The sequence below is a fragment of the Curtobacterium sp. PhB128 genome (assembly GCF_004340725.1).
In the GTDB taxonomy this organism is placed as follows: domain Bacteria; phylum Actinomycetota; class Actinomycetes; order Actinomycetales; family Microbacteriaceae; genus Curtobacterium.
On sequence record NZ_SLUR01000002.1, the window covers coordinates 145604 to 166516 of the forward strand.

22 protein-coding genes are annotated in these 20913 nt (G+C 70.5%); 18 read left to right on the forward strand and 4 right to left on the reverse strand.

All coding sequences use genetic code 11. The features are described from left to right. Window positions 1-34: 34 nt before the first annotated feature. The 9 genes from EDF23_RS04710 (at window position 35) to EDF23_RS04750 (ending at window position 9596) form a co-directional block, all read left to right on the forward strand. A complete protein-coding gene (locus EDF23_RS04710; RefSeq protein WP_131877901.1) occupies window positions 35-1552 on the forward strand; it encodes an ABC transporter substrate-binding protein in 1518 nt (505 codons plus the stop codon). A gap of 10 nt (window positions 1553-1562) precedes the next feature. Then, window positions 1563-2237 carry an isochorismatase family cysteine hydrolase gene (locus EDF23_RS04715; protein WP_131877899.1) on the forward strand — a complete coding sequence of 225 codons (675 nt, stop codon included), beginning with the start codon at window positions 1563-1565 and terminating at the stop codon, window positions 2235-2237. An 85-nt stretch (window positions 2238-2322) separates the two neighbouring features. Next, a complete protein-coding gene (locus tag EDF23_RS04720) occupies window positions 2323-3999 on the forward strand; it encodes an ABC transporter ATP-binding protein (RefSeq protein WP_131920822.1) in 1677 nt (558 codons plus the stop codon). 106 nt (window positions 4000-4105) lie between these two features. Further along, on the forward strand, window positions 4106-4789 hold the full coding sequence (locus EDF23_RS04725; protein WP_131920824.1) for a flavin reductase family protein: 684 nt from the start codon (window positions 4106-4108) through the stop codon (window positions 4787-4789). Window positions 4790-4920: 131 nt separating this feature from the next. Continuing rightward, window positions 4921-6237 (forward strand): NtaA/DmoA family FMN-dependent monooxygenase, encoded by a 1317-nt coding sequence (locus EDF23_RS04730; protein WP_131920826.1) that lies wholly within the window; start codon window positions 4921-4923, stop codon window positions 6235-6237. A 20-nt stretch (window positions 6238-6257) separates the two neighbouring features. Continuing rightward, window positions 6258-7571 (forward strand): NtaA/DmoA family FMN-dependent monooxygenase, encoded by a 1314-nt coding sequence (locus tag EDF23_RS04735; protein ID WP_131920828.1) that lies wholly within the window; start codon window positions 6258-6260, stop codon window positions 7569-7571. 30 nt (window positions 7572-7601) lie between these two features. Next, window positions 7602-8435, forward strand: coding sequence for an alpha/beta fold hydrolase (locus EDF23_RS04740; protein WP_131920830.1), 834 nt, complete (start codon window positions 7602-7604; stop codon window positions 8433-8435). 32 nt (window positions 8436-8467) lie between these two features. Beyond that, complete coding sequence (locus EDF23_RS04745) at window positions 8468-8965, forward strand: flavin reductase family protein (RefSeq protein ID WP_131920832.1); 498 nt, start codon at window positions 8468-8470, stop codon at window positions 8963-8965. A 70-nt stretch (window positions 8966-9035) separates the two neighbouring features. Beyond that, the gene (locus EDF23_RS04750; protein ID WP_131920834.1) at window positions 9036-9596 is read left to right on the forward strand and encodes an MOSC domain-containing protein; all 561 of its coding nucleotides are present in this window, start codon (window positions 9036-9038) and stop codon (window positions 9594-9596) included. A gap of 7 nt (window positions 9597-9603) precedes the next feature. Here the strand turns inward: EDF23_RS04750 and EDF23_RS19465 are convergent, their stop codons facing one another. After that, on the reverse strand, window positions 9604-10053 hold the full coding sequence (locus EDF23_RS19465; protein ID WP_185040719.1) for a MarR family winged helix-turn-helix transcriptional regulator: 450 nt from the start codon (window positions 10051-10053) through the stop codon (window positions 9604-9606). A 174-nt stretch (window positions 10054-10227) separates the two neighbouring features. On the opposite strand from EDF23_RS19465, the gene EDF23_RS04760 reads away from it, so the two are divergent. The 3 genes from EDF23_RS04760 (at window position 10228) to EDF23_RS04770 (ending at window position 12766) form a co-directional block, all read left to right on the forward strand. Beyond that, the gene (locus tag EDF23_RS04760) at window positions 10228-10881 is read left to right on the forward strand and encodes a hypothetical protein (RefSeq protein WP_123293393.1); all 654 of its coding nucleotides are present in this window, start codon (window positions 10228-10230) and stop codon (window positions 10879-10881) included. 149 nt (window positions 10882-11030) lie between these two features. Continuing rightward, window positions 11031-11915, forward strand: coding sequence for a S26 family signal peptidase (locus EDF23_RS04765; protein ID WP_131920836.1), 885 nt, complete (start codon window positions 11031-11033; stop codon window positions 11913-11915). Then, a complete protein-coding gene (locus EDF23_RS04770; protein ID WP_131920838.1) occupies window positions 11912-12766 on the forward strand; it encodes a LamG domain-containing protein in 855 nt (284 codons plus the stop codon). The genes EDF23_RS04765 and EDF23_RS04770 overlap by 4 nt, the downstream gene beginning before the upstream one ends. Before the next feature lie 99 nt (window positions 12767-12865). Here the strand turns inward: EDF23_RS04770 and EDF23_RS04775 are convergent, their stop codons facing one another. Continuing rightward, on the reverse strand, window positions 12866-13777 hold the full coding sequence (locus EDF23_RS04775; protein WP_173169042.1) for a LysR family transcriptional regulator: 912 nt from the start codon (window positions 13775-13777) through the stop codon (window positions 12866-12868). A gap of 105 nt (window positions 13778-13882) precedes the next feature. On the opposite strand from EDF23_RS04775, the gene EDF23_RS04780 reads away from it, so the two are divergent. The 3 genes from EDF23_RS04780 to EDF23_RS04790 all read left to right on the forward strand — a co-directional run bounded on the left by EDF23_RS04780 (window position 13883) and on the right by EDF23_RS04790 (window position 16132). Continuing rightward, window positions 13883-14668: an inositol monophosphatase family protein gene (locus EDF23_RS04780; RefSeq protein ID WP_131920840.1), complete on the forward strand. Its 786-nt coding sequence runs from the start codon at window positions 13883-13885 to the stop codon at window positions 14666-14668. A 65-nt stretch (window positions 14669-14733) separates the two neighbouring features. Further along, window positions 14734-15387 carry an NAD(P)-binding domain-containing protein gene (locus EDF23_RS04785; RefSeq protein WP_131920842.1) on the forward strand — a complete coding sequence of 218 codons (654 nt, stop codon included), beginning with the start codon at window positions 14734-14736 and terminating at the stop codon, window positions 15385-15387. Window positions 15388-15562: 175 nt separating this feature from the next. Beyond that, complete coding sequence (locus tag EDF23_RS04790; RefSeq protein WP_131877877.1) at window positions 15563-16132, forward strand: manganese efflux pump MntP family protein; 570 nt, start codon at window positions 15563-15565, stop codon at window positions 16130-16132. 23 nt (window positions 16133-16155) lie between these two features. On the opposite strand, the gene EDF23_RS04795 is transcribed toward EDF23_RS04790, so the two are convergent. Continuing rightward, a complete protein-coding gene (locus EDF23_RS04795) occupies window positions 16156-17562 on the reverse strand; it encodes a hypothetical protein (protein ID WP_131920844.1) in 1407 nt (468 codons plus the stop codon). Between the two features lie 139 nt (window positions 17563-17701). On the opposite strand from EDF23_RS04795, the gene EDF23_RS04800 reads away from it, so the two are divergent. The 3 genes from EDF23_RS04800 (at window position 17702) to EDF23_RS04810 (ending at window position 19857) form a co-directional block, all read left to right on the forward strand. Further along, entirely contained in the window at window positions 17702-18424 is a 723-nt protein-coding gene (locus tag EDF23_RS04800; protein WP_131920846.1) for an SDR family NAD(P)-dependent oxidoreductase, read from the forward strand. A 17-nt stretch (window positions 18425-18441) separates the two neighbouring features. Further along, complete coding sequence (locus tag EDF23_RS04805) at window positions 18442-19092, forward strand: dihydrofolate reductase family protein (RefSeq protein WP_131920848.1); 651 nt, start codon at window positions 18442-18444, stop codon at window positions 19090-19092. A gap of 165 nt (window positions 19093-19257) precedes the next feature. Beyond that, a complete protein-coding gene (locus EDF23_RS04810; RefSeq protein WP_243648810.1) occupies window positions 19258-19857 on the forward strand; it encodes a TetR/AcrR family transcriptional regulator in 600 nt (199 codons plus the stop codon). A 12-nt stretch (window positions 19858-19869) separates the two neighbouring features. On the opposite strand, the gene EDF23_RS04815 is transcribed toward EDF23_RS04810, so the two are convergent. Further along, window positions 19870-20865: an NADP-dependent oxidoreductase gene (locus tag EDF23_RS04815; protein ID WP_131920852.1), complete on the reverse strand. Its 996-nt coding sequence runs from the start codon at window positions 20863-20865 to the stop codon at window positions 19870-19872. Window positions 20866-20913 lie beyond the last annotated feature (48 nt).

Here is a 20913-nt window from a genome sequence, read left to right on the forward strand (position 1 = left end):
CCCGCACCCCTGACCCGGAAGGGACCACCCCCTCATGGCATCACCCCGGATCCACCGACTCCTCGCTGCAGTCGGCCTCACCGGCACCGCAGCACTCGTGCTCACCGGCTGCTCGGGCTTCTCGTCCGCCGACACCGGCAGCGGCTCGACCACCAAGGACACCGTCACCGCCGCCCTGACCGCCGAACCGTCGACCCTCGACCCGGTGTTCGACACGAACCTGCAGTCCCTCAACGTCTTCGAGAACGTCTTCGACCAGCTGACGACCATCGGGGCGGACGGCAGCGTCGAACCGGGCCTGGCGACCGAGTGGACCCACGACGACGCCCTGACGACGTGGACGTTCACGCTCCGTGACGACGCCGAGTTCTCCGACGGCTCCCCTGTCACCGCCGACGACGTCGTGTACACGTACGAGACGGCGATGAAGGACCCCGAGTCGAACCTCGGCGGCTACATGACCGCGATCGACTCCCTCGAAGCGACCGACGACACCACCGTCGTGTTCCACCTCAACACCGCGTACGCGCCGTTCGACCGCCAGGTCACACTCGTGTCGATCCTGCCGGAGGCGATCTACGCCGAGGGTGCGAAGGCGTTCGGGCAGAAGCCGGTCGGCTCCGGTCCCTACGAGGTGGTGAAGTGGACCCGCGGCGACTCCATCACCCTGAAGCGGAACCCGGACTACTGGGGCAAGCAGGGCACCTACGAGAACGTCGTCTTCCAGTTCGTGCCGGACGAGACCACCCGCGCGAACTCGGTGCAGTCCGGCGACCTGGACATCGCGCTGCTCGGACCGGCCAGCGTCGACACCGCGGAGTCGTCCGACGCGATCGACGTCGTCGACACGAAGTCGAACCGGGTCATCTACACCGGCTTCAACGCGACCGCGAAGTGGCTCGACGACGCCGACTTCCGCAAGGCCGTCAGCCTGGCTGTCGACCGCGACGCGATCTCCGAGAAGCTGATGGCCGGGACCACCGAGCCGGCCAGCCAGCTCGTCGCCTCGGTGACCCAGGGCTACGACGACTCCATCGAGCCGACGGAGCAGGACGTCGCGAAGGCGAAGCAGCTCGTCGAGGCCTCCGGGTACGACGGGTCCGCCATCACGCTGAGCTACCCGACGACGACCCTGCCGCAGATCCAGCAGCTCGCACAGTCGATCCAGCAGTACCTCGAAGCGGTCGGTATCACGGTGGAGCTCGACGGCCAGGAGTTCTCGACGTTCTCGTCGAACTGGTTCTCGAACAAGTTCTCCGGTCTGTACATCTACGCGTTCGCCCCGTCGGTGCTCGACGCCGACCTTCCCCTGACCATGCTCACCAAGTCCGGCGGCCAGGGCTACGCGAAGAACGCAGAGATCGACGCGCTGCTCGAGAAGGAGCTCGCAGAACCCGACGAGGACGCCCGGAACGCCGACCTCGGGCAGGTCTCGGCGATCGTCGACGAGAACACGTACTACGCACCGCTCATCGCCGACACCTACACGTACGGCGTCACCAAGGGGCTCGACTGGACGCCCCGTCCCAACGGCATGATCCTCTTCAACTAGGAGTCGCACGATGACCACCACCATCCCCACCGAGAACACCGCCGTCATCGTCGTCGACATGCAGCGCGCGTTCTTCGACAACGACGACTCGCTCGGCCGCGCCGGCATCGACGTCACCCCGCTGCGGCACGCGATCCCCGGCACCGTCGCCCTCGTCGACGCCGCACGTGCTGCCGGCGTGCCGGTGATCTTCACCCGCTACGTCTACAGCCCTGGCATGGTCGACTTCGGTGTCACGAAGGGTGCGAAGGCAACCGACCGGATCGCCGCGAACTCGCTCGGGTACGGCACCGACGAGATCGAGCTCATCCCCGAGCTCGGAGCCCGACCCGACGAGGTCGTGATCGACAAGTCCCGCCCGAGTGCGTTCTACGGCACCCGGCTCGAACCCGTCCTGACCGGCATGGGTGTCCGCAACCTCGTGGTCTGCGGTGTGACGACGAACATCTGCGTCGAGACCACCGTCCGCGACGCGGGACAGCGTGACTACGCCACGTACGTCGTGCGGGACGCGGTCGCCGAGTTCACGCCGGAGCGCAACCACTTCGCCCTGTTCGGCATGGGCTGGTCGTTCGGCGAGGTCGTCGAGCTCGCCGACGTCGAGACCTCGTGGGGCGGCACACCGTCCTTCGCAGGCACGCCCCAGCCGCGTGTGGAGACCCCGCTCCCCACCGTCGCGGTCTAGTCACCACCCCAGCGCGGGCCGGCCGCAACGGCCGGCCCGCGCCCCTCTCCTCGCACGCTCCGCTCCTGTCCCGAAGGCAGCCCCCATGACGCAGCAGCCGCTCCTGTCCGTCCGCGACCTGGCCGTGACGTTCACGACCCCGTCCGGTGAGTTCGAGGCGATCCGCCGGGTGTCGTTCGACCTGGCCGCCGGGGAGACCCTGGCGATCGTCGGCGAGTCCGGCTCCGGCAAGTCGACGACGGCGGCCAGCGTGAACCGCCTGCTCGCCGAGAACGGCCGGATCTCGGACGGCAGCATCACCTTCGACGGGGTGTCGATCCACGATGCCCCCGAGCGCACGATGGTCGGTATCCGGGGCAAGGGCGTCGGCCTGGTGCCACAGGACCCGATGTCGAACCTCGACCCGATCCACCGTGTCGGCACGCAGATCCGCGAGGCATTAGAGGTGCACGGCATCGCCAAGGGCGCGGCGGCACGGACCCGTGTCGTCGAGCTGCTCGAGATGGTCGGGATCCCCGAGCCGGAGCGCCGTGCACGCCAGTACCCCCACGAGCTCTCCGGCGGCATGCGGCAGCGGGTGCTCATCGCGATGGGGCTCGCCTGTCGTCCCAAGCTCCTCATCGCCGACGAGCCGACGAGTGCCCTCGACGTCACGGTGCAGCGGACCATCCTCGACGAGCTCGACCGGCTGACGAGTGAACTCGGCACCGCCGTGCTCCTGATCACCCACGACCTGCCGCTCGCCGCCGAACGTGCCGACACGATCCTCGTCATGTACCGCGGGGACGTCGTCGAGCAGGGACGCGCCGCCGGGATCCTGGCGCGTCCGCAGCACGAGTACACGCAGCGGCTCCTCGCGGCCGCCCCGGACTTCGGATCCGTCCGCCTCGTCGGGGACGGTCCTGCGACGACGGTTCACCGTCCGACCGGCCCCGACCTCGCGGTGGCGGCGGCCGAACCGCTCGTCCGGCTCACCGACGTCCGCAAGGAGTACCCGATCCGCTCGAGCAGCTGGCGGCGGCAGGACCCCTTCGTCGCAGTGACCGGCTCGACCTTCGACATCGCACGCAGTGAGACGGTCGCGGTCGTGGGCGGCTCGGGGTCCGGCAAGTCCACGACGGCGAAGATGGTCCTCGCGCTCGAGCACCAGACGAGCGGCTCGATCACCTTCGACGGCGCCGAGCTCTCCGGGCTGCGCGGCGGCGACCTGATGCGGTTCCGCAGTCGCGTGCAGCCGGTGTTCCAGAACCCGTACGGCTCGCTCGACGCCCGCTGGACCGTCCGTCGGAGCATCGAGGAACCGATGGTGCTGCACGACATCGGCGACGCCGCAACGCGGAAGGCCCGCGCCCTCGACCTGCTCGACCGGGTCGCTCTGCCGGCGGCGACCGCGGACAAGCTGCCGAACGAGATGTCCGGCGGGCAGCTCCAGCGCGTCGCCATCGCCCGCGCCCTCGCACTCCAGACCGACCTGGTCGTCCTCGACGAGGCCGTCTCCGCGCTCGATGTCGTGGTGCAGGAGCAGATCCTCGAGCTCCTCGTCGAGCTGCAGCAGGAACTCGGTCTGGCGTACCTGTTCATCAGCCACGACCTCGCCGTCGTCCGGATGGTGTCGCACCGCGTGCACGTCATGGACCACGGGCAGATCGTCGAGTCCGGCACCCCCGACCAGATCTTCGGTGCCCCGCAGCACGAGTACACCCGGACGCTCCTCCGGGCGATCCCCGGAGCCCGCGTGCTGGACGACGACCGCGCGGCCTGAGCCGGGCCCTGCGACCGGCTGCCCCGGGAGGCGCGCCGACCCACCGGACCTGCACCGAGCCTCCCGTCAGATCTCGACCCACGAACGCGCGCCGGGAGGCCACCGCATGTACCTCGACACCTCGTCCGAACACGTCGACTTCATCTGGATGATCAAGAACGCGGTCGTGCCGCGGCCGATCGCCTGGATCGGTTCGGTCTCGCCCGCCGGCGGGTACAACCTGGCCCCGTACAGCTACTTCCAGCTCGTCACGATGGACCCACCGATGCTCATGGTGTCATTCACCGGCAGCAAGGACACGCTCGACAACATCCGGCACACCGGCGACTTCGTGGTCAACCTGGTCACGGAGGGCTTCGAGGCCGACCAGACGGACACGGCCGCGCTGTTCGACGCCGACGTCGACGAAGCGGCCCTGCTCGGACTCGACACCACCCCGAGCACCGTCGTCACGCCGCCACGCCTGGCGGGTGCCAAGGTCGCCCTGGAGTGTCGTGCGACCGAGGAGAAGGAGATGCCCGGCGCGACGCTCGTCTTCGCCGAGGTCGTCGGTGTGCACACCGACGACGGGGTCCTCGACGACCGTGGGCGCATCGACATCGAGCGCTACCGCCCCGTCGGCCGCCTCGGCGGCGCGCTCTACACGACCATCACGTCGGCCTACCGGATCCCGGTGCCGTCCGCCGCCGCCGTGCTCGCCGGCCACCGCTCCGGCGTATTGGCGGGCGCGGTGGCGGACCGGACCACCGGCACGCCCGAACCGCAGGCGGAAATCTCCACGTCCGCCTGAAACCCCCGATCAGCGGGAGGTCCGAGCGATCGGGTGCACGCGTAATCGAATCCTCACGGTGCCGCAGCGGCGGCGAAATCGCGCACTGCTCGACTGGTCGCACCACCACCTCAGTCCCCTCTGGAGCACGAATGGCAGCCGACCCCTTCCACCTCGCGTGGTTCACCCCGTTCAAGACGCCCGCGTGGAAGTCCCCCTGGGCGGCCGACACCCCGCTCACCTGGCTCAACGGCGAGTACTACATGGACATGGCCCGCTCGCTCGAGCGCGCCGGCTTCGACTTCATGATGTTCGAGGACTCCACGCTCGTCAGTGACACCTACGGCGGCAGCACCGAGAACGACCTGAAGCACGGGCTGCACTCCCCCAAGGGCGACCCAGTGCCGCTGCTGCCGATGCTGGCGCAGGTCACCCAGCACATGGGCTTCATCGCCACGATGTCGACCTCGTTCTACCCGCCGTTCCTCGTCGCACGGGTGATGGCGACGATGGACCACCTGACCAAGGGGCGCGTCGGCTGGAACGTCGTGACGAGTTCCGAGGACCTCGCCGGCAAGAACTACGGCCTCGACCACCTGCTGCCACACGACGAGCGCTACGTGATGGCGGACGAGTTCATCACCGTGGTGAAGGACCTCTGGGACTCATGGGAACCGGGCGCGATCGTCGCCGACCGCGAGTCCGGGTACCTCGCCGACCACACGAAGGTGCACCCCATCCACCACGACGGCAAGTACTTCAAGGTCCGCGGACCGCTCAACCTGCCGGCCGGGCCGCAGGGCCACCCCGTCATCTGCCAGGCCGGTGGTTCGCCGAAGGGGCGTGACTTCGCCTCGCGGCACGCCAACGTGCTGCTCTCGGCGCCCAAGGGCGTCGACCAGATGCGCGAGTACCGCGACGACATCCGTTCGCGTGCCGTCGGTCACGGGCGGGACGCCGACGACGTCAAGGTCATGTACATCATCCAGCCCGTCCTCGGCGAGACGCAGGCCGACGCCGAGGAGATCGCGCGCCGCCGGAACGAGCTGACCCAGGACCAGATCGAGACCATCCTCGGCATCATGTCGATCACCACCGAGGTCGACTTCAAGCAGTTCGACCTGGACGCCCCGCTGCCCGACGACGTCTCGACGAACGGGCACCAGTCCGGGCTCGAGCAGTTCCGGAAGCGCACGCAGGGCAAGACCATCCGCGAGGCGCTGATGGGGCAGCAGACCGAGGCCGTCGAGCTCGTCGGCACACCGGCGTCGGTCGCGGAGCAGATGGACGAGGTCATGGAGGCCGTCGGCGGTGACGGGTTCCTGATCCGCGGCGAACCGGTGCGGACGCACTCGCGCCGGTACATCGACGAGATCGCATCGGGTCTGGCGCCGGAGCTCCGCAAGCGCGGACTCATCCGCAGCGACTACCCCGAGTCCACGTTCAAAGCGAACCTCGCCGCGTTCTGAGCGTCGGGACTGGAGCACTGATGACCGCCTCACCATTCCACCTCGGGTGGTTCTGCAACGGGACCTCGGTACCCGCCTGGGCACAGCCGTTCTCCGGTTCGATCGGCGACGACTGGCAGGACGCGCAGATCTTCGTCGACCTGGCCCGGGCCATGGAGCGCGCGAAGTTCGACTACGTGCTCATCGAGGACAACACCTTCGTCGGCGACCGCTACGGCGACTCGATGGAGGTCTACCTGAAGTACGCCATGCAGGCGCCGCGGCAGGACCCGATGATCGTCGCGACACTGCTCGCGCAGGCGACCGAACGGCTCGGGATCATCGCGACGGCCGGGACCTTCGCGTACCACCCCTACCTGCTCGCGCGGATGGCGGGCACGCTCGACCAGTTGTCGAAGGGCCGGTTCGGCGTCAACGTGGTGACCGGCACGAGCGACCGTGCGCTGCAGAACTACGGCCACGACGGGATGGACGAGCACGACTCCCGGTACGACGTGGCCGAGGACTTCGTCCGCTCGATGACCGCGCTGTTCGACACGTGGGAGCCCGGGGCGGTGGTGGCGGATCGTCGCACGGCGACCTTCGCCGACCACACGAAGGTCCGGTACGCCGACCACCGGGGAAGCCACTTCTCGACCCGGGGGCCGCTGAACTCCGGGCCCTCGCCACAGGGCCGCCCGGTGATCTCGCAGGCCGGTGGTTCGCCGCGCGGCATCGCGTTCGCAGCGCAGTACGCGGACACCATCGTCGCCATCCACTCGTCACCCGAGAAGGCGCGCGACTACCGGAACCGCGTCCGTGACGCCGCCGCGGCGGTCGGGCGCGACCCGGACGACGTCAAGGTGCTGTTCGGGGTCTGGCCGATCGTCGGGTCCAGCGAGGAGGAGGCGCGGCAACGTGCCGACGACCGCGTCCAGCTCGCGATGGACAACATCGACATCCCGCTCGCAACGATGTCGAAGTCCACCGACATCGACTTCTCGACCGTGCCGCTCGACACCCCGCTCGGCGAACTCGACCTGGCGACGAACGGTACGCAGAACTTCGCGCTCTACCGGGACCGCAACGCCACGCTGACGCTGCGGCAGGCGGTCGCGAAGGAGGCCGGTGGCGCCGGTCCGGCGCTCGTCGGGTCCGTCGAGCAGGTCGCGGACCAGCTCGAGGCGTTCGCGGACGTGTCCGGTGGGGACGGCTTCCTGATCGGGACGAACGGTGTCACCCGGCGGTTCATCGCCGAGGTGTGCGACGGGCTCGTCCCGGAGCTCCAGGCTCGCGGGCTGACCCGCACCGAGTACGACCACGAGCAACTGCGGGACAACCTGCGGGCGTTCTGACCGGGCATCGGCCCGACGAGAGGAACCATCATGCGCGGTTACGTCGACACCGACTGGGGCCAGGTGCACTTCCGCGCCGGCGGACCGACCCCGGGGGACGCCGAGCGCGTCATCGCGATGTACCACGAGTCACCTCGCACCTCGGCGGTCTACGACCCCGTCCTCGAGGCGTTCCCGGACGGCGTCGCCGTGCTCGCCTTCGACACCCCGGGGTTCGGACAGTCCGACGACGCACCGGCGGACCGACCCCTGGGTGACTACGCGACCGTGCTGCTGCAGGCCCTCGACGGGCTCGGGGTCGGACGGTTCCTGCCGGTCGGGATGAAGACCGGGTCGGCACTCGTCACCGCGATGGCGGTCGCGGCCGGGGCGGACCGGGTCCCCGGCGCCGTGCTCTACGCGCAGGAGGAGCCGGACGACGCAGCGTTCGAGCACTGGGCCAACGACTGGGCGCCACCGATCGCGTTCCCGGCGGACGGGTCGACGCTGATGAAGCTCTACGCGAAGAACGTCGGCCTGTACGGCAGCGACGACCCACGGGTGCTCTACGAAGCCGTTGCGGACACGATCGCGAACGCCGATCGGTACGCCTCGGTCTACCCCGCGGTGTTCCGCGGGCACCGGCAGACGTGGGAGGACATGCACGCGCTCGTGGCGGGCGGCGTGCACCTCACCGTCCTCGAGCCGCCGACCGCGCAGTTCACCCCGGACGACCCGATCACGTTCGGTGTGGTCCCGGGCACCGACGTCGTGGCGATGCCCTCGACCGGTCAGTTCCCGGCCCTCGCGACGGACGAGTTCGTCCGCGCCGTGACCACCGCCCTCGACCGGTCCGGACTCACCGCACCCGCGGACGCTGCCTGACCCTCTGCCCGCCCACCCTCGAAGGAGTCCCGATGTTCACCGCACCGTCCACCGCCGATCCGGCCCTGCTCCGCCAGGCGTTCTCCGGCTTCCCGTGCGGCGTCGCCGCGCTGTCCGCCGTCGTCGACGACGAGCCGACCGTCCTCGTCGCGTCCTCGTTCACGGTGGGTGTCTCCCAGGACCCGCCGCTGGTGATGTTCGCCGTGCAGCACACCTCGACCACCTGGCCCGCGCTCGCGGGCGCACGGACGATCGGCGTCTCGGTCCTCGGGGAGCGCCACGAACCCGTCACGAGGCAGCTCGCGTCGCGCGACAAGTCCGTCCGGTTCGTCGGCATCGAGACGATGGTCTCCGACACCGGCGCGGTGTTCCTCGAAGGAGCCCCGATCTGGCTGGAGTGCTCGGTCGAGCACACCTACCCGGCGGGTGACCACGACATCGTGGTCCTCCGGGTGAACGGTCTGATGTCGGACTTCTCGCACAGCCCGCTGGTCTGGCACCGATCCGCGTTCGCGAAGCTGAGCGCATGAGCGCGTGAGCGCGTGAGCGCGTGACCAGATCTGTGCTGCGCCGGACCCGAACCTGCGCCAGAATCGCACCATGACCGACAACCGTGACGACCAGCCGCGTGTGATCGCCGTGAGCCGGGACGACGTCCATCGGTTCAGCAAGCCCGTCGTCGACGAGGTGACCCTGGTCGAGGGCTGGGGCATCGAGGGCGACGCGCACGCCGGGACGACCGTCCAACATCGTTCCCGCGTGGCACGTGACCCCTCCCAGCCGAACCTTCGGCAGGTCCACCTGCTCCACGCCGAGGTGTTCGACGAGGTCGCCGACGCCGGGTACCACCTCGAGCCGGGCCAGATGGGCGAGAACGTCACGACCCGCGGCGTCGACCTGCTCGGCCTGCCGACCGGGACCGTGCTGCACCTCGGCGACGAGGCGTGCGTCCGGGTGACGGGCCTGCGGAACCCGTGCCAGCAGATCAACGGGTTCGAACCGGGGCTGTTGCGTGAGGTGCTCGGGCGGGACGAGGACGGTGCGGTGGTGCGGAAGGGCGGCGTGATGAGCGTCGTCGTGACCGGCGGTGTCGTCCGGACGGGTGACCGCATCCGGGTCGAGCTCCCCGCCGGCGAGCAGCAGGCGCTCCAGCCGGTCTGACGAGCGCCTACTCCCCCGCCGCCGCGGCCTGCTGGTACAGACTCGTCGCCAGGTCGTTGAGCACCTCGTGCAGCTCGCCGCCGTGCGCGCCGTCGACCGCCCGGAGCATGGCGGCGTAGCGCTGCCGGTAGTCCGCGACGACGTCGTCGCCACTCGGCAGCAGCCGCAGCAACGACCCACGACGGTCGTTCGGGTTCGGCGCGCGCTCGAGGAGTCCGGCGGTGCTCATCCGGTCGATCATGTTCGTCACCGCGCCCGAGGTCAGGCCGAGGTACCCGGCGACCTCCGTCGGCGTGGAGTAGCCGGTGTCGCTGATGAGCACGAGTGCTCGCAGGGCGTTCTCGTGCACCCCGGCTCGGGCACTGAGCTGGTTCACCAGGCTCGCGTTCGCGCGCACGACAGCGGTGAACGCGGCCATCAGGTCGGCGGCGTCGTCATCGGGTGCGGCGGGGGTCACGGGGGGAATCCTTCCATGTCGGGAACCCGGGGGACGGGAGCGTCCCCCGCACTGGGGTAGGTGTGCGAGTGGCTAACTTGGTCAAGCGGTGACTATCTTAATGATTGAAGCAAATCCGCCCGAGTGACTTGCTTCCCCCAACCACTGCGAACCACCGAACCGATGAGGTACACCGTGTCCACCAAGCTCCGCACCTCCGCGCTGAAGCGGATCCGTTTCGCCCCCGTGGCGCTCCTCGCCGGCATCTTCGCCGCCGTGCTCCTCTCCCTCTCGCTCACCGGCACCCTGTCCGGGTTCGCGGCGAGCATCACGAACAGCAGCAACACCGCCGCCAGCGGCACGCTGATCATGCAGGAGCAGAACGCCGGCGCGACCGTCACCTGCCTCAGCACCGACGGCGGCTCGGTCTCGACGAACTCCGCGACCTGCTCGACGATCAACAAGTTCGGCGGCAGCACGACGATGACGCCGGGCAACACGGTCAACACGGCGATCTCGATCAAGAACACCGGCACCGCTGCCGCGAGCACCTTCACCCTGACGCCGGGCAGCACGTGCACCCAGTCGAACAACGGCTCCTCGAACGGAACCGCGACCGACCTCTGCGCCAAGATGAACCTCGTCATCACCTCGGGCTCGACCACGGTCTTCAGTGGCACGCTCGCCAGCTTCAAGGGCGCCGCAGCGTCGGCCTTCACGATGCCCGCAGCTCCGGCCGCCGGCGCCTCGACGCCGTTCAACTTCGCGGTGACCCTCGACTCCTCGGCGGGCAACACGTACCAGGGCCTCGCAGCCTCGGTCCCCATGACCTGGACGTTCACGGCCTGATCCCGCTCCGGGCCGGCTCCCCCAGCCGTCCCGGGACGTCCCGTGACCCCAGACCGGCGACGCTCGACCGACCCCCCTCCGGCCGAGCGTCGCCACCCCCGTTCCACCACGCGCAGTAGCCGAACCCCACCGAGCCGCAGGAGCACGACATGAGCCAGACCGCAGCGATCCCGCTCAGCGGCACGCTCGACCGTCCGGTCCTCCGCGGTCGTGCGGTCACCCGCTCCGAGACCGTCCTCGCCTGGTTGCTCGCCCTGGTCGCCGCGCTGCTGCTCACCGCCGCCGTCCTGTTCCTGTCCGCCGGCGGCCGCTGGTTCGTCGTCGAGACGCCCTCGATGGGTGAAGCAGCCCCGGTCGGCACCCTCGTGCTCGACCTGCCGGTCGACGTCACCACCCTGCGCGTCGGCGACGTCGTCTCGTTCGAGACGTCCGCGAACCCGGACGTCGTCTACACCCACCGCATCATCGCGATCGACGCCGACGGTGGCCTGCACACCCGCGGCGACGTGAACGGCGCCGTCGACCCGTGGACGCTGTCGCAGGCCGACGTGATCGGCACCCCGGCGCTCCTGGTCCCGCACCTCGGCTGGCTGTTCCGCGCCGCCCCGATCCTGCTCATCGGCACGCTCCTGATCCTGACCCTGACCAGTGCCTTCACGGACCGGGTGACCCGCACGTGCCTCCGGATCGCCGGCTCCGCCCTGACGGTCTCGTACGCCGCGTTCGTGCTCAAGCCGTTCGTCAACGTGACGACCATCACGAACACCTCGAGCCCGACGGGCGTCGAGGCCACCGTCATCTCGTCGGGCATCTTCCCGGTGCGCGTCGATGCCCACGGCGGCAACACCGTGCACCTGGTCGACGGTGAGGTCGGCCGCGTGGTCATCCACGAACTCACGAAGAACGGGCACTACCAGCTGACCTCGAACATCGACCTCGACCCGCTCGGGTGGGTGGCGCTGATCGCCCTGTGCCTGGTGCCGCTCGTGGCCTGCCTGGCCGTCGGCCGCGTCGAGGCGGTGCGTCCCTCGTGATCCTCCGTCGCCTGCGTGACGGCCGCGTCGTCGCCCTCCTGCTCGTGGTCGCCCTGGCTGTCGTCGTCCTGCTGAACCAGTTCGCGCCGACTCGCTCCGCCTACAGCGCCACCGTCCGGAACGACACGAACACCGCCGCGACCGCCCCGTACTTCACCTGCACGGGCGCCGTCGGAGCCGACACCGCGAACGCCCTGTTCGCGTACCGGCTCACCGAGTCGACGAACGCGAAGACCGCCACGGACTGGTCGGGCCGCGGCGTGAACGGCACCTACCAGGGGTCGATGACGGCGGTCACGCCCGACCCGAACGCCTGCCCGCGCGACACCGGCAGTGCCTACGTGCTGAACGGCTCCACGAGCTACGTCTCCACCTCGCGCTCGTACGCCAACCCGACGACCTTCAGCGAGGAGGTCTGGTTCAAGACCACGGTCGCCGGTGGACAGCTCATCGGCTTCGGCAGCAGCCAGACCGGCGGATCCGGGCAGCACGACCGCAAGCTCTACCTCAACACGAGCGGGCAGCTCGCGTTCGGGACGTACAGCGGCACGACCCAGGTCGTCTCGTCGCCGAAGGCCTACACCGACGGCGCATGGCACCACGCCGTGACGACGATGTCACCGGCCAACGGCATGCGCCTGTACGTCGACGGCACGCTGGTCGCGTCGAACGCGGCGTACAAGACGCCGGAGAACTACACCGGCTGGTTCCGGATCGGCTACGACACCATCGGCGGATGGCCGGGTTCGCCCGCCAACGCCTACTTCACCGGGTCCATGCGGTACGCGGCCGTCTACGGGACGGAACTGTCCGCCGCCCAGGTCGCCGCCCACGCAGCAGCCGGTCGCTGACGCGCCGCAGACCGGACGGGAGGCCCGTGGCGGGCCCGCCACGGGCCTCCCGTCCGATCCGGCTGACGTCGAAGACGTGAGCCGGGTCGCCGAAGCCGGTCAGGGTTCCAGCGTGCCGACGAGCGCCTGCTCGACGAGGCTGCGCAGCCACCGGTGCCCCTGGTCGGACGTGGAGCGCTGGTGCCAGGTCAGGACGACCGACACCGCCGGCAGCTCGACGGGCGGCGTGAAGACCACGGTGTCGTCCGCGCGGACGGCACGTGACGCCACCGACGCCGGGATGACGACGACCGCGTCCGTCTCGCGCACGATCTCGACGGCGGCGCTCGTGGACGCGACCGACGCGACCACCGACCGTGACCGCCCGGTCGCGGCGAGCAGCTCGTCGATCCGGTCGCCGAACCGGCCGCGGCGGGAGACGACGACGTGCGGCACACCTGCCCACGCAGCCAGGTCGACGTCGGCGGTGCCCGAGGCCAGGAGCGGGTGCCCGCGGCGTGCCAGCCCGACCAGGGGGTCGGTCGCGATGTGCCGGTGGTCGATCTCGGCGGTCGCGGGCTCGGCGGAACCGATCTCCAGGTCCACGACGCCCCGCCGCAGGTCCGTGGTGTCGTCGTCCGGTTCGCCGAGGAACCGCAGGCCGACGCCGGGGGCGGCCCGGTGCGTGTGCTCGACGAGCCACGGGGCGAGCACGGAGACCAGGGCGTCGTGCGCACGGATCGTGAAGGTCCGGTGCAGGGCGCCGGCGTCGAAGGTCGTCTCGGGTGTCAGGACCTGCCGGCTGCGCAGCACGAGCGACCGGACCTCCTCGCGCATCGCGAGGGCGCGTGGCGTGGGCCGCATGACCCGGCCGCTGCGCACCAGGACCTCGTCTCCGACGGCGATCCGGATGCGTCCGAGCGCGCGGCTCATGGCGGGTGCGGACAGGTGCAGCCGATCGGCGGCTCCGGTCACGCTCTCCTCTTCGAGCAGGGCGTCGAGCGCGGTGAGCAGGTTCAGGTCCAGTTGCACGAGACGCAATCTACCGGTGCGCGGAATGTACTGGTGTGCAATGGTCGGCGTTCGTAGCGTTGCTCCCGGATCGACGGACCGCGTCGGCCGGGACAGGAGACGACCATGGACGACCACCAGCTGCTCACCGGCGTGACGGAGGCGGTGACCGCGGCCGCGCAGGTGCTCCTCGAGCGCTTCTCGACCGCGAACCGGGTCGACGACGGGCGGTCGCTGCTCGCCGCGATCGACGCGAACGACGCGGCCTCGACGGCGGTGCTCCGACCGGCGCTCGAGCGCCTCCGGCCCGATGCGAAGTGGGACGACGACGAAGAGGGCACCGGCACGCTCGGCCCGGGCGAGTGGTGGGTGACCGACGCCGCCGAGGGCAACGTCAACCTGGTCCACGGATCCGCGAACTGGGGCGTGACCGCGACGCTCGTGCGCGACGACGTCCCCGTCCTGACCGCCGTCGTCCTGCCGGCACTCGACCAGGTGTTCACGGCCGTCCGCGGGGCCGGTGCGCGGCTGAACGGCACCCCGATCAGTTCCTCGCGGAAGACCGAGGTCGGAGCCGCCCTGGTCGGTACCGGTCAAGCGAAGCCGGGCGAGGCGCCGGCGGTTCGCCGCCGGATGAGCGACTCGATCGACCGGATGCTCGAAGCAGCACTGCTCGTGTCGGCCTCGGTCCCTGCGACCGTGCAGCTCGTCCAGGTCGCCACCGGGCACGTCGACGGCTTCTGGCAGTTCGGGCAGGTGCGGTCCGGCCTGGCTGCAGGAGCGCTCCTGGTGCACGAGGCGGGCGGTGCCGTCACCGACACGACCGGTGCCCCCTGGACGCTGGCGAGCGAGGACTGCATCGCCGCGGCGCCGGACCTCGCCCGCCCGATCGCAGCAGTGCTCACCCGTTGAGCCGCTGAGCCGCTGACCCCAACCCCTTGACCCACCCGTCGCACCTGACCACGAAGGACACCCCCATGACCACGACCACGACCACGACCATCTCCGTCCTCGGATCCGGACGTGTCGGGAGCACGCTCGCGCGCGGCCTCGTCGCCGCCGGCCACCCCGTCACCATCGGCGTCCGCGACCCCGAGTCCGTCCGGCCGCACTGGGCCGACACCGGGGTCGAGGTCGCCGACGTCGCGACCGCCATCCGGACCGCCGCGGTCGTGGTCAACGCCACACCGGGCGACACAACCCTGGAGCGGATGACCGCACTGCGGGCCGGACTCGCCGGACGGATCCTGCTCGATGTCTCGAACGCGACCACGCGGACCGCCGACGGGTTGCCGGGTGGACTCGCCTACCTCGACGGCAGCCTCGGCGAGCGGCTGCAGGCCGCCCTGCCGGAGACCCGGGTGGTGAAGAGCCTCAACACGATGCTGTTCTCGGTCATGACCGCGCCGGCGGCACTCGCCACCCCGCCGACCGCCTTCGTTTCCGGGGACGACGCCGCGGCGAAGGCCACGGTGGGCGACCTGCTTCGCAGCCTGGGTTGGCAGGACGGGTGGGTCGTGGACCTCGGCCCGATCGCCACCGCGTCCGGCCCGGAGTCGATGGCGCTGATGGTGCCGAGCCTGCTCGGCGCAATCGGTTTCGCGCCCTTCGCCCTGTCCGTCGCTCGCTGAGGACCGGAGGCGCGACCGGCGGCGACCACGGGGGTCCGGGGCGGGCGCACCAACCCCCGGATTCGGCACGACGAATACCGCTGATCAGGCCTTTTCGTCCTCGGAACCATGCCAGGATCGTCAGGTCCTGAGACGTCGGCGTCTCCGTCCGACCGTCTCGAAAGGCGCCGCCCCCATGTCGTTCTGGGCCCTCTTCCTCATCGCGCTCGGCGTCTCCGCAGACGCCTTCGCCGTCGCCCTCGGCAAGGGCCTGCACATGAAGCGCTTCGACGTGCGGCACGCGCTCGTCATCGCGCTGACGTTCGGTGCGTTCCAGGCGCTCATGCCCCTGCTCGGATGGCTGCTCGGTTCGGCGTTCGCGCAGTACATCGCCGCCTTCGACCACTGGATCGCGTTCGGGCTGCTCGCGCTGATCGGCGGCAAGATGCTGTGGGAGGCGTTCTCGAAGCACGAGGACACCGAGCAGGACACCGACCGTCTGCCGATCCGCGAACTCCTGGTCCTGGCGATCGCGACGAGCATCGACGCCCTGGCCGTCGGTGTCACGTTGGCGTTCCTGCCGGTGTCGATCGGCGGCGCGGTGCTGCTCATCGGTGTGACGACGGCAGTGCTGTCCTTCGCCGGCGTGGTCGTCGGGCGCCGCGTCGGAGCCCGGTTCGGCAAGCCGGCCGAGATCGCCGGCGGTGTCGTGCTCATCCTGATCGGCGTGAACATCGTGCTCGAGCACACGGGCGTCATCGGCTGAGGCTGCGGAACGGGCGCGATCCGTCAGATGTCGAGGACGCCGTCCACGGCGGCGTCACGCGCAGGGATGTCCCGGGTCGCGATGTCCTCCTCGAGGTACACCGTCACGTACGTCCAGTCCTCGACGTGGCCGGCGTCGTCGAACACCCGGTAGCGCCGACGGAGCCGCAGGTACGGCACGTCGCTGTGCTCGAACGACACGACCACCTCGGTCGACGGCCACTCCCCCTCGACGACGACCTCGACGGCCCGGTAGGCGCTCGCCGCACGGCGGGGCTCCGGGTGCTCGCGGGTCCACAGGATGCCCGGCTCGGCCAGCGACTCGAACACCCCGACGAGTGCGGCGACCGCCTGCGCCTTCGTCGAGTCGTCCGTGTCGTGGAGCGGCCACCGGGCGCCCTCGACCCCGGTGAGGTCGAGCCGCTCGATCCACGGGGCGCGAGCCGCTTCGAGCCGTGCTTCCTCGGCCTCCCACGACGATTCGTCCTCGTCCTCGTCCACCGTCCGCGCCGGCAGGGCATCGGTGGTGATGGTGGTCGGCAGGCCATCGGAGAGGTCGACGTCGACTTCGCGGTACTGGTACGTGTAGTCCAGCCCGCCCGCGGAGTCCGGAGTCCGCCGGGGCCCGGTGGGCGCGTACCGGACGGTCAGCACCGAGCCCTCGCGACCGACGCCGTCGACCAGGTGGTCGACGGCGATCGTCGCGCGGGTGCCGTCCGGCCGCACGAGCACCAGGTCGGTCGCCGGGGTGGGCAATGGCGGACCCGGGTCAGCGAGTGGCTCCATCGACGGGACGAAGCCGTCGGACTCGTCGCCGAAGCCGAAGCCGATGCTCCAGGTGTACGGGCCACCGTCGTCCTCGTCGTCGAGCAGTTCCGGGTCGTCGTGATCGTGCTCGGCGGCGGCCTCGGTCTCGAGCGTCGCCGCCCACTCCTCTGGTGTCGGCCAGAACGGCTCGGCCGGCGCCCACGGCAGGGTCTCGGGGTCGACGCCGTCGAGCGGATCGTCGGCGTCGGCGTCGGAGTCGTCGGAGCCACCGGCATCCACATCGACGTCCACGTCGTCGTCCTCGCCGTCCCACATCGACGCGGGTCGCGGGTCACCGATCCACAACCCGTCCACGTCGGCACCGTGCGGCCGACGATCCCCGAGCTCGACCGCGCACGTCACACCGGTCGGCGTGACGTGGACGGCTGACCGGGACACGGCGTCGCCACCGTCACCGTTCGACCCGTAGACGATCCACGCGCCATCTGTGGTCGCCAGGACGCGGACGTCGTCGACCGCACCGGCGGGCAACGGGGCGTCCGGCCACGTCACCCACCGCACGTCGTCACCCGTGACGACCGCTGCGACCGGACGCGTCGCGTCCGGCACGATCGTCGCGTCGCCGACGGCGACGGCGTCCGCGGGGTCGAGGAAGCTGATCATGCTGCGACCGTACTGCAGCCCTGTGGCCGGGCCGAGAACGGACGGGAGGCGCGGTGCGGGCCCGCCCCGCGCCTCCCGTCCGCCCCGCTGCTGGTCCACCTGCCGCACACGCCCCCGCCACCCGGCGCATGATGAACGCATGTCCCGCATCCTCGTCACCGGCTCGACCGACGGCCTCGGGCGGGCGACCGCCGACACCCTGCTCCGCGACGGGCACGAGGTCGTCGTGCACGCCCGGAGCACGGCACGGGCGGAGGCAGTCGCCGACCTGCTCGACCGTGGTGCCACGCTCGTCGTCGCCGACCTGTCCGACCGCGACGCCGTGATCGCCGCTGCGCGCGACCTCGACACCGGCGACCCGATCGACGCGGTCGTGCACAACGCCGGCGTGATCTCCGGCCGTGCGCTGATCCCCGTCAACGTCGTCGCGCCGTACCTGTTCACCGCGCTGCTCCACGCGCCGACCCGGCACGTGTACCTGAGCAGTGGGATGCACCGCGGCGGCCGCCCCCGACTGGACGGCGTCGACTGGGACGGCATCGCGGAGACCAACACGTACTCGGACACCAAGCTCTTCGTGACCGCGCTCGCAGCCGAGGTCGCCGAGCGCCGGCCCGGCGTCCTGAGCAACGCCGTCGACCCGGGCTGGGTCCCGACCAAGATGGGCGGCGCGGGGGCGTCGGACGACCTCGAGCTCGGGCACCGTACCCAGGAAGCCCTCGTGACCGACCCCGACGCAACCGTCAGCGGTGGTTACTGGTTCCACGGACAGCGGCAGGAGCCGCACCAGGCGGTGGCTGACCCGCAGTTCCGCCGCCAACTCGTCGACGCCCTGGCGACGGCGACGGGCATCACCCTCTGAAGCAGGACAGGAGCACCATGTCGACGGTCAGGGTCCACAACTTCGCGATCTCGCTCGACGGGTACGGCGCCGGAGCCGACCAGTCGATCGACCGGCCGTTCGGGCACGCCGACGGCCGACTCATGGGGTGGTTCGCCGCCACGGCCACCTTCCGCGCGATGCAAGGAGCGTCCGGCGGGACCACCGATGTCGACGACGAGTTCGCTCGCGCCTGGGGACCGGAGATCGGTGTCGAGATCATGGGGCGGAACAAGTTCGGACCCCAGCGCGGACCGTGGCCCGACGACGGCTGGACCGGGTGGTGGGGCGACGAACCACCGTTCCACACGCCCGTGTTCGTGCTCACCCACCACCCGCGCGAGCCCCTCGAGATGGCGGGCGGGACGACCTTCCACTTCGTCGACGCCACCCCGGCGGAAGCGCTCGAGCTCGCCCGCCAGGCCGCACCGGGCCGGGACGTCCGGATCGGCGGCGGGGTCGAGACCGTCCGCGAGTTCCTGCAGGCCGACCTGGTCGACCACCTGCACCTGGTCGAGGTGCCGATCGTGCTCGGCCGCGGCGAGCGGCTCTGGGACGGACTCGAGGGGATCGAGGAGCGCTTCGACGTCGAGACGGTCGCGTCGCAGTCGGGGGTCGTGCACCGCACGTTCACGCGGGCGGCGCGCTGACCGCCGGGGGCACTGAACGCAGGGGGCGGCGGACGGGAGGAACGGTGCGGGCCCGCCACGGGCCTCCCGTCCACACTGCGCGCCACGTCGACGACCGACGGCGGTCCCGGGGTTCTCCTGCGGATGGCAGGATGGGTCGACCCCATCGCCGATCAGATCCGGAGTGTGCACGTGACACAGGTTCCAGGTCGGCGTGAGCGGAACCGGCAGGACAAGCTCGACCGGATCACGGCTGCTGCCGGCGAGTTGTTCGCCGAGCACGGCGTCGACGACGTGACGACGCAGCAGATCGCGGAGCGCGCGGACATCGGAGCCGGCACGCTCTTCCTGTACGCGAAGACCAAGGGCGAGTTGCTGCTGCTGGTGCAGAACGCGAAGTACGACGAAGCGCTCGAACAGGGCCGTCGAGCTGCTGAGGCGACCGACGACGCGCTCGATGCGGTGCTCGCGCTCGTGACGCCGATCGTCGCCTGCAACCGGGTGCAGGTGTCCAACGGGCGGACCTACCTGCGGGAGATGGCCTTCGGGGACCCTGGCGAGCCGCACCATGCGCGAGCGCTCGCGATCTCGGGGATGACCGAGCAGGCGGTCGCGGAGATCCTGATCGACCGCGGTGGTCTCGACGACGCACGGGCCGCGACGCTCGCGCACGTGGTCTCGGCGGTGGTGTTCGTCACCATGGTGTCGCACGTCGACCCCGAGACCAGCGTGGCGAGCGTCGTCGAGTCGATCCGGGCGCAGCTCGGGGCGGTCCTGCCGCGCTGAGCCGGACTCCCGTCAGGCGACGGTGACGACGGTCTTGCCGCGCACGCGGCTCGTCCCGATCAACGCGAGCGCTTCGGGGGTCTGGTCGAAGGCGAACGTGGCGCCGACCACCGGGCGGATCGCGCCGGCCTGCACGAGGTCGGCGATCTGCTGGAGCTGCGCGCCGTCCGCTCGCATGAACAGGAACTCGTACGTGACCCCGAGTCGCTTCGCCTGCGCGCGGACCCCGCGGCTGATGCCGGCGATGACCAGTCGGATCACCGGGCCCAGCCCGGCCTCCTTCGCGAAGGCGGGGTCAGGGGTGCCGTTGATGCTCACGACCTTGCCGCCGGGGCGCAGCACGCGCAGGGACTTCTCGAGGTTCTCGCCGCCCAGACTGTCGAGGACGAAGTCGTAGTCGGACAGTTCCTGCTCGAAGTCCTGGGTGCGGTAGTCGATCACCACGTCGGCACCGAGCTCGCGGACGAAGTCGGCGTTGGCGGCCGACACCGTGGTGGCGACGTGGGCACCGAGGTGCTTGGCGAGCTGGATCGCGATCGTCCCCACGCCACCGGAGCCCGCGTGGACGAGCACCTTCGTGCCCGGTCCGACCCTGCCCTTCTCGACGAGCGCCTGCCACGCGGTCAGGGCGACGAGCGGCATCGAGGCAGCCTCGGCTGCGCTCAAGTTCGACGGCGCGCGGGCGACGTCGGCTTCGTCGACGGCGATGCGCTCGGCGAACGTGCCGATGCGGTGGTCACGGGGGCGGGCGAAGACCTCGTCGCCGGGCTTGATCCGTCGGACGCCTGCGCCGACCGCGATCACGGTGCCGGCGACGTCGTGGCCGAGGACGAGCGGGGTCTTGTACGGCAGGATCAGCTTGAACTCGCCCTGGCGGATCTTCTCGTCGAGCTGGTTCAGGCCGGCGGCGGCGACGGCCACGAGGACGTCGTGGTCGCCGACGACCGGTTCGGGGATGTCGGTCTCGCGGAGGGGCTGCTTGTACTGGTCGAACGCGAAGGCGCGCATGGTGGTGCTCCTGAGGGTCGATGAGAAGACTCAATTCTGAGTGCACTC